Consider the following 14,530-nt stretch of genomic DNA (forward strand, 5'->3'; position numbering starts at 1 on the left):
GACGCCGACGGGACCCGCCCGCGCTGAAAGGCCCTGGGCGCCGACATCAACCAGAACATCGCGGGTCAACGCGAAAGATGCCCCGGCCGTGCGGCCCGGGGCATCCTCGATCGTCTCCTCGAACGCGAACGGTGACTCAGGACCAGCCGTAGGACGAGCGCAGCTCGGCCGCGACCCGGTCGAAGCGGTCGCGGTCCAGGATCGCGCCCTCGCGCCGGATGCCGTCGGCGTCCACGGTCAGGACGCGGTCCAGGCGGACCCAGCTCGGCCGCTTCTCCCGGTCCCACGAGCCCGGTCCGAGGGCGAACCAGTTGTGCTGGCCGTTGCGCTCCGACTGGCTCGACAGCATCAGGCCCAGCACCGCGGCGCCCTGGCGGCCGACGACCAGGACCGGGCGGTCCTTGCCCTGCGCGGGGTCGTCCTCGTACGGCACCCAGGTCCACACGATCTCGCCCGGGTCGGCGTCGCCGTCCAGCTGCGGGGCGTACTCCAGCAGCTTCTGCGTCTCGTGGTGCGGCGGCGGGCCGGGCACCGGGGCGTGGCGGGCGGCCGTGGGGCGCGGCGCCGGCGTGGCGGGGGCCTGGCGCGGCGGGACGGGGCGCACCGAGGTGGTCGGGCGGGGGGCCAGGCCCAGCCGCGTTGCCACGGCCTGAAGAAGTCGTTTCACGCCGACGACCATAGCCGTCCGCGTCTTTACGGTGCCGGGCGCGCCGGGGAGACTGTGGCCCATGTACGACTTCGATGTCCTCGTGCTCGGCTCCGGGCCGGGTGGGCAGAAAGCCGCGATCGCGGCCGCGAAGCTCGACCGGCGGGTGGCCGTGATCGAGAAGCGGAACATGATCGGTGGCGTCTGCATCAACACCGGCACGATTCCGAGCAAGACGCTGCGGGAGGCGGTCATGTACCTGACCGGCCTGAACCAGCGGGAGATGTACGGCCAGAGCTACCGCGTCAAGGAGGACATCACCGTCGGTGACCTCGCCGCCCGCACCACGCACGTCATCGGGCGGGAGATCGAGGTCATTCGCAGCCAGCTGGCCCGCAACCGGGTGCGGCTGCTGCAGGGGACCGGCGTGTTCGTCGACCCGCACACCATCGCCGTCGAGGACGAGCAGGGGCGGGAGTCGCACATCACGGCGGAGAAGATCATTATCGCGGCCGGGACGCGGCCCGCGCGGCCGGACAGCGTCGACTTCGACGATGTCACGATCATCGACTCCGACGGCATCCTCAACCTGGACAAGGTGCCCGGGTCGATGGTCGTGGTCGGGGCCGGGGTGATCGGCATCGAGTACGCGTCGATGTTCGCGGCGCTGGGCACCAAGGTCACGGTGGTCGAGCGGCGGGAGCGCATGCTGGACTTCTGCGACCTGGAGATCATCGAGGCGCTGAAGTACCACCTGCGGGATCTTTCGGTCTCCTTCCGCTTCCGCGAGTCCGTCGCGGCGGTCGAGCGGCACGGGCGCGCGGCCGTGGCGGTGCTGGCCAGCGGCAAGCGGATCGCCGCCGACACCGTCATGTACTCGGCGGGCCGCCAGGGCGCGGCGGACCTGATCGGGCTGGACAAGGCCGGGCTGTCCTACGACGCGCGCGGGCGGATCAGCGTCGACGCGAACTTCCGCACCGAGGTCCCGCACATCTACGCCGTCGGCGACATCATCGGCTTCCCGGCGCTCGCCTCCACCTCGATGGAGCAGGGCCGCCTGGCCGCCCACCACGCCTGCGACGAGCCGGTGCGGGGCATGCAGGAGCTGCAGCCGATCGGCATCTACACCATCCCGGAGATCAGCTTCGTCGGGCGGACCGAGGACGACCTGACCGACAACAACATCCCGTTCGAGGTCGGCATCTCCCGCTACCGCGAGCTGGCGCGCGGGCAGATCATCGGCGACTCGTACGGCATGCTGAAGCTCATCGTGTCGCCCGGGGACCGCAAGATCCTCGGCGTGCACGTCTTCGGCACCGGGGCCACCGAGCTCGTCCACATCGGACAGACGGTGATGGGCTGCGGCGGCACCGTGGACTACCTGGTCGACGCGGTGTTCAACTACCCGACGCTCGCGGAGTCCTACAAGGTTGCCGCGCTTGACGCAATGAACAAGATGCGGTCGGTGTCCCGGCTCAGCGCATAGACCGGGATAGGGTCAGGGCCGTGAGGAAGCTTCGGGGGATGGCGTTCCTACTCGCGGCCCTGGTCCTGGCCCTTCCGGCCGTCGCGGCCTGCGAGCCCGACCAGCCGTCGGTCGACGACCGGTTCGCCGGGTTCGTCGCCGCCTGGCGCAAGGGCGACTTCGCCGGGGTGGCCGACCTGCTCACCCCGCAGGGCCGGGCGCTGGACACCGCCGCGGCCAACGCCGCGCTGGCCGGCTTCGAGGGCGACCTGGCCGCCCGCCGCCCGGCCCTGACCCCGCACGGCAAGGCCTTCGTCGACCACTCCGACGCCGCGCTCACGGTCGGGGTGCGCTGGACGCTGCCGGACGGGCGCACCTGGGACTACGACACGACGGTCACCGCCCGGCTGCTGAACGAGCGCTGGCGGCTGTACCTCGGGGCGCAGACGGTCCACCCGGCCCTGCAGGACGGCCAGAAGCTCGCCCTGCGCAGCTCCCCGGCGAAGCGCGGCGTCGTCGCGGCCGCCGACGGCACCCAGATCGCCGGCGACGTGCCCGTCGTCTACATCGGCGTCGAGCCGCAGCGGGTGCCCGACGTCGACGCCCTGGTCAAGCGGCTGGACCTGCTGTTCCAGTCGGTGAAGGTCACCGTCGACGTGCAGGGCCTGCCGGCGCGGCTCAAGGCCGCCAAGCCCGACGCGTTCGTCGACGTGGTCACCCTGCGCAAGAGCGACTACACCGAGATCGCCGGCGACCTCGGCGCGACCGAGGGCGTGCGGCTGCGGGAGGGCTCGCTGTCGCTGCCGCTGACCCGCACCTTCGCGCGGGCCCTGCTCGGCACCTCCGGCCCGGTGACGAAGGAGCTCATCGACGCGAGCAAGGGCGCGCTCGAGGACGGGGACATCGCCGGGCTGACGGGGCTGCAGCGGCAGTACGACACCCAGCTGCGCGGCCTGCCAGGGCTCTCGGTGGTGCCGGTGGACGCGACCGGTGGCAAGGCCAAGGCCGGCGATGCGCTGGTGACCCTGCCGGCCAAGGACGGCGCGAAGGTCGTCACCACCCTCGACGTGAAGGTGCAGCAGGCCGCCGACGCCGCGCTGACGGGGACGGCCAAGCAGTCCGCCCTGGTCGCGATCCGGGTCAGCGACGGCGCGGTGCTGGCCGTGGCCAACGGCCCCGACGCGGCCGGCTACGACCTGGCCCTGCTCGGCGAGGTGCCCGGCCCGGCCTGGCCGGCCGACCCCGCCGCGCTCGGGGTCGGCGCGCCCTGGCACCTCGGCGCCGACGTGTTCACCGGGCGCGCCGCGTCCGGCGGCGTCGTGGCCGCCCCGATCGGGTACGCGGCCGCGGCCGCCGCCCTGGCCCGCGGCAAGTGGCAGCAGCCCGTGCTCGTGAAGGACCCGGCCCCGGATGAGCCGGCCCCGGCCGGCCCGGCGGTCTCCGGCGCGCTCGACGTGCCGGGGCTGAGCCTCGGGGTGCGCGGCGACATCGCCTACTGCGTCTACGTCGCCGGCTCCGGGGCGGACGTCACCGCCCCGATCGCGGCCACGTTCCTCGCCGCCGTCGCGTGAATGAATCGGGAAAGCGGTTGCCGGTGATTGCGCTGCGTCAAGCACTCCACTGCGCCGCGTTGATGTGTGACGCGTCCGTCAGTCGCATGTAAGCCGTTAAATACGTACATGCCGTCAAAAGCGGCGCCCAGCGTGCTCGGAACGATCCTGCCAGGTACTCCTCATTCGGCAACGAACTGGGTAGCGTCTGCCTCGCTACAGGCAAGCGCGGATAGGTAGAGGGCAGCTGGGAGTGAACGGGTCGGCACGCGGGGTGCTGGCGGGGTACGTCGGCACGATGGCGGTCCTGGTGATCGCCAACTTCGCGCTGCCCGATTTCCACCTCGTGCTGTGGTCGGCGATCGGCTACGCCAGCGTCGCGGCGATCCTCCTCGGCGTGTACCTGCACCGGCCGCGCCGCCGCGCCCCGTGGCTGCTGCTGGCCGCCGCCGTCGGCTGCTTCATCACCGGCGACCTCACCGCCGACGTGCTCACCCGGCTGCTGCACCGGCCGGGCTTCCCGTCGCTGGCCGACACCTGCTACCTGTCGATGTACGTGCTGATCGCGGCCGCCCTCGTCTGGCTCTACCGGCTCGGGGTGGTCCGCCGCGACCCCGCGGGGCTCTTCGACGCGATCACGCTGACGGCGGGGCTGGGCCTGCTGTCGTACATCTTCCTGATCCGGCCCTACGTCGACAATCCGCACCTGTCGGCCCTGGACCGGGCCATCTCCATCGCCTACCCGCTCGCCGACATCATCGTGCTGCTCGTCGGCGCCCGGCTCATCGCCTCGGTGCGGTTCAACACCGCCGTCGCGCTGCTGGCCCTCGGCGGGGTCGGGCTGCTCAGCTCCGACGTGGGCTACGGCCTGCGGCAGCTCGCCGACGACTGGGCCACGGGCGGCCCGGTCGACATCGGCTGGGCCGCCTTCTACGTGCTGTGGGGCGCCGCCGCCCTGCACCCCTCGATGCGGCAGCTCACCGAGCCGCAGGTGCAGCGGGCCGGCGACGAGCGGCTCGGCCGGCTGCTGCTGCTCGGCCTGTCGTTGTTCATCGCCCCGATCGTGCTGTTCGTGGAGATGCGGGGAGGCCAGGTGCGCGACGCCGCCGCCATCGCCGCCGTGTCGGCGCTGCTGTCCGGGCTGGTGCTGCTGCGCCTCGGCCGGGCCGTGCGCGCGCAGCGGCTCACCGTGCAGCGGGAGCGGCGGCTGCGCAGCGCGGGCGCCGCGCTGCTGCTGGCCACCGACGAGGCCGCCGTCGCGCAGACCGTCCGCGACGCCGTCGCCGCGCTGCTGCCGCCGGGCCGCCCGCACGCGATCGCGTTCGGGCCGGCGCTCGGGGGCAGGACGACCATGCCGTACACCCGCGACATCGACGCGGGCGTGGCCGCCACCCTCGGCGAGTTCGAGGTGACGCTCTGCTGCCCCCTCGCCCTCGCCGACGGGCGGGCGGCCGAGCGGGCCCTCTACGTGGCCACCGACGAGGCCGTGCTGGCCGGGCTCACCGACGCCGCCCAGATCCTCGCCACCCAGGCCGCCATGGCCCTGGAACGCATCGCGCTCGGCGACGAGATCGGGCGGCGCAACAGCGAGGCGTACTTCCGCACCCTCGTGCTCAACACCGCCGACGTCATCCTCATCGTCGGCGCCGACGACCTGGTCAACTACGCCAGCCCCTCGGCGCAGGCGCTCTTCGGCTCCGACCTCGTCGGCACCGCCCTGCCGGCCGCGTTCGCCGACGACAGCGCGGCCGAGGTCGCCCGGCGCCTCGCCGAGGTGCGCGCCGGCACCGCCGACCGGCCGGGTGAGGACCTCCAGGTGACCGGCCCCGAGGGGCGCCCGGCGCTGGTCGAGGCCGCGTTCCGGGACCTGCGCGCCGAGCCGACCGTGCGTGGCGTGGTGGTCACCCTGCGCGACGTGACCGAGCGCAGCCGGCTGCAGGCCGAGCTGTACCAGCGGGCCACCTTCGACGCGCTCACCGGCCTGCCGAACCGCGAGGTGTTCCTCACCCGGGTCCAGGAGGCCGTCGCCTCCGGCGCGGAGACCGGCGCGACCGTCGGCGTGCTCATCGTCGAGCTCGACGACTTCAAGGTCGTCAACGACACCTTCGGCCACGGCGCCGGCGACGCCCTGCTGGTCGCGGTCGGCAAGCGGCTCACCGAGGCGCTGCGGGCCGTCGACGGCTCCTACGGCGCGACCGGCACCGTGGCCCGGCTCGGCGGCGACGAGTTCGCCGCGCTGGTGCGCCGGGCCGGCAGCCCGTCGGACGTGGAGCGGGTCGCGGGGCGCGTGCTGGAGAGCTTCAAGGCGCCGTTCGAGCTGGCCTACGGTACCGTCACCGCCACCGCGAGCATCGGGGTCGCCACCACCGCCGAGGCCGGCAGCGCGCAGGACCTGCTGCGCCACGCCGACCTGGCCGTATACGTCGCCAAGGACGCCGGCCGCGACCGCTGGCGCCGCTACGAGTCCTCGCTGCACAGCGCCGTCGTCGAGCGCCACAAGCTGCGCGCCGACCTCGACCGGGCCATCGCCGACGAGGCCTTCCTGCTGCACTTCCAGCCGATCGTCACCCTCGCCGACGACCGCACCCGCGGCTTCGAGGCCCTGGTCCGCTGGAACCACCCGACCCGCGGCATGGTCCCGCCCGACGAGTTCATCTCGGTCGCCGAGGAGAGCGGCCTCATCGTGCCGCTGGGCTACTGGGTGCTCTCCAGCGCCATCACCGCCGCCGCGCAGTGGCGCATCGCGTACCCGACCGAGGAGGTCTACGTCTCGGTCAACGTCTCCGCCCGGCAGTTCCGCTCGCCCGACTTCGCCCAGTGGGTGCTCGCCGAGATCGAGCGGATGGGCCTGCCGCCCGGCGGCCTGCTGCTGGAGATGACCGAGAGCCTGCTGCTGCACGACGACGGCGAGGTCGCCGCCGAGCTCGCCGCGCTGCGCCAGGCCGGCGTGCGCATCGCCATCGACGACTTCGGCACCGGCTTCTCGTCGTTGTCGTATCTGCGCCGGCTGCCGGTCGACGTGCTGAAGCTCGACAAGAGCTTCATCGACACCGTCGTGTCCTCCAGCGAGCAGCACGCCGTGGTCAACATGATCGTGCAGCTCGCGCGCCTGTTGAAGCTCCAGGTCGTGGCGGAGGGCATCGAGACCATGGCCGAGCGTGAGCTGCTGGTGGAGATGGGCTGCGATCACGGCCAGGGGTACTTGTTCTCGCGGCCCTTGAGCTACGGTGACGCGAGTCAATGGTTGTCCGAGGATTCGTCGGGGCCTCAACGGGGAGGTCGCACCGCGGCCTGAGAGACCCTGGGGGATTACGTGCGCGCCGAGCAACTCGCCACTGCCGTCGATACCGACCCGCGGTACAGCGGCATCGCCCGCCTCCGCGAGGAGACCCGCTTCTACGACGCGGTCATCGACGAGATCGACGGGCGGCGGATCCGCATCGGCGAGCACTGGCTCACCGATTGGGCCTCCTGCAACTACCTCGGCTTCGACCTCGAGCCGCAGATCATCGGCGCCGTCGAGGAGCAGCTGCGCCGCTGGGGCACCCACCCGTCCTGGTCGCGCATGCTGGGCAACCCGCGGCTGTACCCCGTCATCGAGGAGCGCCTGGCCGCGCTGCTGGGCGCCCCGGACACGCTGGTCCTGCCGACGATCACGCAGATCCACCTGTCCGTGATCCCGGCCCTGGCCGGCCAGGGCACGATCCTCATCGACTCGCGCGCCCACAAGACCATCTGGGACGGCTGCGTCTTCGCCCGCGCCCAGGGCGCCACCCTGACCCGCTTCCGCACCCTGGACGAGCTGGCCGACCGCCTGGCCGAGGCCACCACGTCCCCGATCCTGGTCTGCATGGACGGCGTCAACAGCATGACCGGCAACATCCCGGACGTGCGCCGGTATCTCGACCTGTGCCGCGCGCACGGCGCCGTCCTCTACATCGACGACGCGCACGGCTTCGGCGTCATCGGCGCCCGCAGCGAGGACGAGACGAGCCCCTACGGCACCATGGGCAACTCCATCATCCGGTACTGCGGGGAGTCCTACGACGACGTGGTGCTCGTCGGCGGGTTCTCCAAGGCGTACTCGTCCCTGCTCGCCTTCCTCGCCCTGCCGACGGTGCTCAAGAACCGCCTGAAGTCCGCCGCGGCCCCCTACCTCTACTCCGGCCCGTCGCCGACCGCCTCCCTGGCCACCGTCCTGGCCGGCTTCGACGTCAACGCCGAGCGCGGCGACAAGCTGCGCGCCGATCTGCACCGGATGTCGATGCGCGTGCTCAACCACGTCCGCGGCCTGGGCGTCTTCACCCCGAACACCGACGACACCCCGATCATCGAGCTGCCCATCGCCCTGGACCGCGACCTCGTCGACGTCTCGGAGCTGCTGTGGGAGCGCGGCCTGTTCGTGACGCTGGCGCCGTACCCGGGCGTGCCCCGCGACCAGGTGGGCTTCCGGGTCCAGGTGACCGCGGCCAACACCGACGAGCAGATCGACGAGCTGAACGCGGTGATCGGCGAGCTGGCCGCCGCGGGGGTGTTCCAGGAGGCGCGGGAGGGCAGCGCGAGCTGACCGGCCTCGGGGTCCACCCTTACTGGTGGCGCCGGGGCGCTATCACGGACGTATGCGCGAACGATGGTCACGCCGGCGTTACGGCCGGAACCAGGACTACGGCTACCGGCGCGGCGGCGGCAACAGCTGCCTGCGCGACGCCTGCCTGCTCGAGGCCGGCTGTTGCATCGGCGAGGCGATCGACGGCAGCTGCCTGATGCTGGGCCTGCTCTCCCTGCCGAGCATGCTGTTCACGATGGCGCGGGCGCCGCGCTCGGCCGCCGCCGCGGACGGTCCCCTCGTCGGTGCGATCCGGCGGTACCAGCGTGAGGTCAGCGCCAAGCGGGAGCGCCCGTGCTGCCGGTTCACCCCGAGCTGCTCCCACTACGCCGCCGAGGCCATCACCAGGCACGGCGCGGTCCGCGGCGGGTGGCTGGCCGCCCGCCGCCTGTCGCGCTGCCGCCCGGGCGGCGCCCGCGGACTGGACCCGGTCCCGGCCGCGTAGCCGGGGCCGGGTTCCATGCCGGGGTGGGCCTTTCGCCGGGGCCGGGTTCCATGCCGGGGTGGGCCTTTCGCCGGGGCCGGGCTCCATGCCGGGGTGGGCCTTTCGCCGGGGCCGGGCTCCACGCGGGGTGGGCCTTTCGCCGGGGCCGGGCTACACGCTGCGGGTCACGAGCACCGGCGACGCGGCGTGGCGGACCACGAGCTGCGTGACCGGGTTGGGCCGGGGCCGCTCGTACCACCCGACCCGGTGCGCGCCCACGATGAGCATCAGCGCATCGCGGGCCGCCTCGGTCAGGGTCTCCAGCACGCCGGTGTCGCGGCTGTCGAAGCGGGTCTCGACCTCGGGGTGGCGGCGCAGCCACGGCTCGAGCTCGGCGGCCACGACGTCGTGCGGGCGGGCGCGGCCGGCGTGCAGGGCGACGAGCGGCACGTGGCGCGAGGAGGCCTCGCCGTAGCCGTAGGCCAGCGCCCGCTGGCTCGACGGGGAGCCGTCGACGCCCACCACCACCGGGGCGTGGCCGGGCAGGGCGGTGATCGGGTCGGCCCAGCGCCAGCCGTTGTTGACCACGAGGACCGGGCAGTGCGCGAAGGCGGCCAGGTGGGCGCTGATCGAGGCGTCGAACTGGCCGCCCTCGTGGACCCGGCCGCCGATCACGACCAGGTGGGCGGTGCGGGACTGCTCGCGCAGGATCCGGGCCGGGGCGCCGCCCAGGGTCATGGTCTCCACCGCGATGCCGGGCTGCCAGTCGCGGGCCTCGGCGGCGGCGTTCAGCGCCACACCCTGACCGTCGGCGGGACCCTCCCAGGTCAGCGCGTGGACGATGCGCAGCAAGCGATCGTGCCGGGCGGCCTCGTCGGCGGCCCACCGCACGGCGCCCATCGACGCCGTCGTGCCGTCGACGCCGACCACGACGGGACTGTGTTCCAGCAGCATGACGCACCCCCTAGTACCCCTTCCACGGTCTCTCTCGGGGGCGATCCGGGCAAGGGCTTCTCTGTCCGGATTATGTGCATAAATCGTGACATGTGCCCAATTACGCGATCCGCGATTGACACACGCTGCGCGCCGACCATACGGTTCGAGCCACCATGACGCACCTCGGTGGATCATCGAAGCTGCTCAGGGCCATGAACGACGCGGCCGCCCTGAGTCACGTGCTGGAACGCGGGCCGCTGACCCGCGGGGAGCTGCGCGACCTCACCGGGCTGTCCAAGCCCACGATCTCGGAGGCGCTGCGGCGCCTGACCGAGGCGCGCCTGGTGAGCGTGGTCGGCTACGTCAGCGCCGGGCCGGGTCCCAACGCCGAGGTGTACGCCGTCAACCCCGACGCCGCCTACGCCGTGGCCCTGTCGGTGCGCGACCGCGGGGACAGCGACACGCCGACCGTCACCGCCGCCGTCACCGACCTGTCCGGGGCGGTGCGCGGGCGGCTGGAGTCCGCCGTCGACTTCGCCCGGACCGACCCGGTGACCGGGGTCGTCGACACCGTGGAGGCGGTCTGCAAGGAGGCCGGCCTCGCCCGCGACCCGGTGGCCCAGGTGCAGATCGCCGTGGCCGGCTCGTACGACCCCCGCTCCGACGTCCTGCACCACGTCGAGGTGCCCGGCTGGGGCCGGCCGGGGCTGGTCGAGGACCTGCGCCGCCGGCTCGGGGTGCCCGTCGGGGTGGACAACGACGTCAACCTGGCCGCGGTGGCCGAGCGGGCGCACGGCGCCGGGCGCGGGGCGGAGAGCTTCGCGCTGCTGTGGCTCGGCGAGACCGGCCTGGGCCTGGCCATCGACCTCGGCGGCACGCTGCTGCGGGGCGCCCGCGGCGGGGCCGGCGAGATCGGGTACATGCCGATGGCCGGCGGCGACCGCCGCCTCGCCTTCCAGGACCTCGTCGGCGGTGCGGCCGTCCTCGAGCTCGCGGCCGCGCACGGCATCGCCGCGCCGAGCGCCGCCGAGACCATGGCCGAGGCGGCCGAGCGCGCCGGCGCCGGCGACGCGGCGGCCGGGGCGTTCGTCACGCAGCTCGCCGGCCGGATCGCGATCGGCCTGTCGGCCGTCGTCGCGGTGCTCGACCCGCCGTTGGTCGTCATCGGCGGCGAGGTCGGGCAGGCGGGTGGCGAGCTGCTCGGCACCGCGGTTGCCATGGCGCTGGCCGAGGCGGCGCCGCTGGACACCACGATCGCCACGACCCGCGTCCAGGACGACGCCGCCCTGCTCGGCGCCCAGGAGGCGGGCCGCGCCTCGGTCCGGGACACGATTCTGGCCACGCTGGGGCGCCCGTAACGCACGGGAACGGACCGGGAACGGACCGGGAACGGGTTTGACCCCGCCCGGGCGGGCATCCTCACCGCCATGACCACACCTGTCGTCCTCATCACCGGGGCCCTGACCGGCATCGGCCGGGCCACCGCGCTCGCCTACGCCGAGCGTCACGCCGCCCTCGTCGTCACCGGACGGCACGACGACGCCGGCCGGGAGCTGGTCGCCGACCTGCGCGACGCCGGCGGCCGGGCCGAGTACGTGCACGCCGACGTCCGCAACGACGCGGAGGTCGGCCGGCTCGTCGACGACATCGTCGAGCACTACGGCCGCCTTGACGTGGCGGTGAACAACGCCGGCACCGAGGGTCACGTCGGCCGCATCGAGGAGCAGACCCCGCAGTCGTACGCCGAGATCTTCGACACCAACGTCCTGGGCACGATGCTCAGCCTCAAGCACGAGCTGCGGGTCATGCGGCCGAGGCACAGCGGCAGCATCGTCAACGTCTCCTCGGTGGCCGGCCACGCCGGGCTGGCCGGCGCCGGGGTGTACGCGGCCAGCAAGCACGCCGTCGAGGGCCTGACGAAGTCGGTCGCGCTGGAGTCCGCCGACGACGGGATCCGGGTCAACGCCGTCGCGCCGGGCCCGACGCGCACCGCGATGCTGGACCGGTACGTGGGCGCCGCCGGCACGACCGAGACCGACTTCGCCGCCCAGGTGCCGATGGGCCGCCTGGGCACTCCCGACGAGATCGCCGACGCGGTGCTGTTCCTCGGCTCCGACCAGGCCAGATTCGTCACGGGGCAGGTGGTGACGGTCGACGGCGGCATGACCGCCGCTTGAACGAAACATGCCCATCTCTGCGCCTCCCCGGGTGATCGTGTACGGTCCCGTCGAACCACACGCGAGGGGAGCGCGGGACCATGCACATCAACGACTTCTGGGTCGCCATTCCGGTCGGCCTGCTCATCGGGGTGCTCGGGCGCCTCGTGCTGCCCGGCAAGCAGAACATCGGCGGGTTCATCACGTTCCTGATCGGCGTCGGCGCGGCGCTGCTCGGCACGCTGGTGGCCGAGCTGGTCAACCTCGACGACAAGGCCGTCGTCAAGGTGTGGAAGATCCAGTGGAGCTGGTGGGAGCTGGGCATCCAGGTCCTCTTCGCCGCGGTCGGCGTCGGGCTGGCCAACATGCTGACGTACACCAAGCTCGCCTCCGGCGCCCCGCGCCCGCGCAAGCGCGCCACCACCCGCAAGCGGCGCACCAAGAAGTCCGACGAGGACTGACGGCGGTGGCCAAGCGGGCGCCGGGGCTCGGCGCCGTGCAGGAGACGATGCTCATCACGCTGCACGCCCGGGCCCGCTGCGGCGACGAGGCCGCGGCCCGGCTGGTCGAGGCCATCGACTACGACTTCGCCCCGATGCAGCGCAACGCCGGCGCCACGGAGCTGTTCCACGTGCTGCGCTGCGCGGCGCTGGACGAGTGGACCCGCCAGTTCCTCGCCGAGTGTCCACACGGGACCGTCGTGGAGCTCGGCGCGGGGCTGAGCACCCGGGCCGACCGCCTCGACAACGGCACGGCGCACTGGTGCTACGTCGACCTGCCCGACGCCACCGAGCTGCGCCGTGCCCTGCTGCCCGACGGGGAGCGGCGCCGCACGATCACCGGCTCGGTCCTCGAGGACGGCTGGGCCGACGCGGTGGCGGCCGACCCCGGGCCGTACCTCTTCCTCGCCGAAGGCGTCCTGGTCTATCTCGAGCCGGCCGGCGTGCGCCGGGCGCTGACCACGGTGGCCACCCGCTTCCCGGGCTGCCGCGTCGCGCTGGACACCCACGGCGAGTGGATCGTGAAACGCTCCCGCGGCCCGCTCACCCGGATGGCGGCCGACCTGGTGTGGGCCTGCGAGGACCCGAAGGCCCTGCAGGACTGGGACCTGGGCCTGACGCTGCGCGAGTCGTGGCCGCTGAGCCGGCCCGACTGGGTGGTCCGCCGCGCCCTGCCCCGTCACACGCGGCTCACCCTCGCCGCCGTCAACGCCTTCGTGCCGCGCCGGATGACCAACTCCCGCGTCAACCTGTACTCCGTGGACGCGACCGGCTGAACGGCGCCGACCCGGCGGCGGGTGCGCCGCGGTGACAGAATCGGGCACCTATGGAACCGAGCCGCGTCCTCGCCGCCCTCGCCGACCTCGCGCCCGCCGGCCGGGAGCGGGTGCTCGACGTGGCCAAGGGCGACCAGCCGCTGGTGTGGCTCTCCGACCCGGACCGGGCGCCGCGCGGGCGGGCCGCGGACCGGCTGGCCGCGCTGGACGCGCTGCACCGCGACGAGCGGATCCTGCGCCGGGGCTGGGCCTGGCTGCTGGGCACGGCCGAGGTCGACGGGGTGGAACGCAAGCTGCGCCTGCCGCTGGTCGCCGAGCCGGTGCGGCTGGAGCGCTCCGGGGGAGGCCTGCGCGGGGCGCGGGTCATGCCGGCCGGTGACCTCGAGATCACGCCGCTGATCGGGGACCGCGAGCTGGCCGCGCTGCTGGAGTCGGCCCCCGGCCTGGGCACCGCCGCCTGGCTCGGGGCGCCCGGGACCGCCGCCTGGGTGAGCACGGTGGCCGAGGCGGCCGGGCTGCGGCCGGACCGGATCGCCGCCGACGCCCCGCCCGTCGCCCGGCTGCCCGACCGGGAGCTGATCGGCCAGGCCGTCGCCGGGCTCTTCGTGGTCCGCGACGTGTCCTCGGCCGGCCTGCGCGACACGCTGCGCGCCTGGGCGGCCCGCCCGGGGCTGCAGGACACGGCGCTGGCCCGGGTCTACGCCGCCGGCGGCGATCCCGGGGAGGCGGGAGAGGAGGAGGTGTACTCCCCGTTGCCGCTCAACGCCGCCCAGCGCGACGTCGTGCGGCGGGTGCGCCGCGAGCCGGTCGTCGTGGTGTCCGGCCCGCCCGGCAACGGCAAGAGCCACGCGGTCGTCGCCGCCGCCCTCGACACCGTCCAGCGGGGCGGGTCGGTGCTCGTCGCGACCCAGGCCCCGCACGCCGCCGAGGTGCTCGGCGAGCTGCTCGGCCGCTACCCGGGGGCCGAGCCGGTGCTCTTCGGCAACGCCGAGCGGCGCGACCGGTTCGCCCTCGCGCTGTCCGCCGGCCGCTCCGACGGCGTCACCGCCCGCGAGCTGCAGCGGCGGCGGGCCGAGGTCGACGCCGCCGCGGCCGCCGTCAGGGCGCTGGAGGACGGGGTCGGGGCCGCGCTGGACCTGGAGCGGCGGGCGGCCACCATGGCGGTGTGGGAGCCGCTGCTGGCCGGGCTCCGGGCCGAGGCGCCGAAGGTGTTCGCCGGAGAGTTCGACGTACAGAAGGCGCACAAGGCCCTTGGGTTCCGGTTCTTGCGCGAACAGCGGGTGCGCCGGCTCACCGGGGTCGGGCCGGAGCGGCTCCCGGCGCTGCTGGAGGCCCTCGCGGCCGACCGCGCGGCGGCCACCCTGGCGGTCGGCGGCGGCACCGACCTCGCGGCCGTGTGGCCGGCGCTGCTGGCCGCCGACGCCCGGCTGCGGGAGGCCGTCGGGGCCGCGATGCGCGACGACGCGGCCGC

The 14,530-nt window shown here is 73.9% G+C and carries 12 protein-coding genes; 10 read left to right on the top strand and 2 right to left on the bottom strand.

Annotated features, from left to right (window positions below; all coding sequences use genetic code 11):
* Positions 1–136 precede the first annotated feature (136 nt).
* Positions 137–667 carry a type II toxin-antitoxin system PemK/MazF family toxin gene (locus ABD352_RS44120; protein WP_344618578.1) on the bottom strand — a complete coding sequence of 177 codons (531 nt, stop codon included), beginning with the start codon at positions 665–667 and terminating at the stop codon, positions 137–139.
* Positions 668–728: 61 nt separating this feature from the next.
* Here ABD352_RS44120 and sthA point away from each other — a divergent pair, with 61 nt between their 5' ends.
* From sthA to yidD, 5 genes are all read left to right on the top strand, one after another.
* The gene (sthA, locus tag ABD352_RS44125; protein ID WP_344618579.1) at positions 729–2,132 is read left to right on the top strand and encodes a Si-specific NAD(P)(+) transhydrogenase; all 1,404 of its coding nucleotides are present in this window, start codon (positions 729–731) and stop codon (positions 2,130–2,132) included.
* A gap of 20 nt (positions 2,133–2,152) precedes the next feature.
* The gene (locus ABD352_RS44130; protein WP_344618580.1) at positions 2,153–3,682 is read left to right on the top strand and encodes an NTF2-like N-terminal transpeptidase domain-containing protein; all 1,530 of its coding nucleotides are present in this window, start codon (positions 2,153–2,155) and stop codon (positions 3,680–3,682) included.
* 232 nt (positions 3,683–3,914) lie between these two features.
* On the top strand, positions 3,915–6,956 hold the full coding sequence (locus ABD352_RS44135; RefSeq protein ID WP_344618581.1) for a putative bifunctional diguanylate cyclase/phosphodiesterase: 3,042 nt from the start codon (positions 3,915–3,917) through the stop codon (positions 6,954–6,956).
* Positions 6,957–6,974: 18 nt separating this feature from the next.
* A complete protein-coding gene (locus tag ABD352_RS44140) occupies positions 6,975–8,228 on the top strand; it encodes an aminotransferase class I/II-fold pyridoxal phosphate-dependent enzyme (RefSeq protein ID WP_344618582.1) in 1,254 nt (417 codons plus the stop codon).
* Positions 8,229–8,280: 52 nt separating this feature from the next.
* Positions 8,281–8,712, top strand: coding sequence for a membrane protein insertion efficiency factor YidD (gene yidD, locus ABD352_RS57870; protein ID WP_425553909.1), 432 nt, complete (start codon positions 8,281–8,283; stop codon positions 8,710–8,712).
* A gap of 150 nt (positions 8,713–8,862) precedes the next feature.
* On the opposite strand, the gene ABD352_RS44150 is transcribed toward yidD, so the two are convergent.
* Positions 8,863–9,645, bottom strand: coding sequence for a universal stress protein (locus tag ABD352_RS44150; RefSeq protein WP_344618583.1), 783 nt, complete (start codon positions 9,643–9,645; stop codon positions 8,863–8,865).
* A 155-nt stretch (positions 9,646–9,800) separates the two neighbouring features.
* Here ABD352_RS44150 and ABD352_RS44155 point away from each other — a divergent pair, with 155 nt between their 5' ends.
* The 5 genes from ABD352_RS44155 to ABD352_RS44175 all read left to right on the top strand — a co-directional run.
* Positions 9,801–10,985, top strand: a complete 1,185-nt coding sequence (locus ABD352_RS44155) for an ROK family transcriptional regulator (protein ID WP_344618584.1) — start codon at positions 9,801–9,803, stop codon at positions 10,983–10,985.
* A 69-nt stretch (positions 10,986–11,054) separates the two neighbouring features.
* Positions 11,055–11,804 carry an SDR family NAD(P)-dependent oxidoreductase gene (locus tag ABD352_RS44160; protein WP_344618585.1) on the top strand — a complete coding sequence of 250 codons (750 nt, stop codon included), beginning with the start codon at positions 11,055–11,057 and terminating at the stop codon, positions 11,802–11,804.
* Between the two features lie 80 nt (positions 11,805–11,884).
* Positions 11,885–12,244 carry a GlsB/YeaQ/YmgE family stress response membrane protein gene (locus ABD352_RS44165; protein ID WP_344618586.1) on the top strand — a complete coding sequence of 120 codons (360 nt, stop codon included), beginning with the start codon at positions 11,885–11,887 and terminating at the stop codon, positions 12,242–12,244.
* A gap of 5 nt (positions 12,245–12,249) precedes the next feature.
* Complete coding sequence (locus ABD352_RS44170; protein WP_344618587.1) at positions 12,250–13,059, top strand: class I SAM-dependent methyltransferase; 810 nt, start codon at positions 12,250–12,252, stop codon at positions 13,057–13,059.
* Positions 13,060–13,109: 50 nt separating this feature from the next.
* A partial coding sequence (locus ABD352_RS44175) for an AAA family ATPase (protein WP_344618588.1) occupies positions 13,110–14,530 on the top strand: 1,421 nt, incomplete at its 3' end.

Source organism: Dactylosporangium salmoneum (genome assembly GCF_039532525.1).
Classification (GTDB): Bacteria; Actinomycetota; Actinomycetes; order Mycobacteriales; family Micromonosporaceae; genus Dactylosporangium; species Dactylosporangium salmoneum.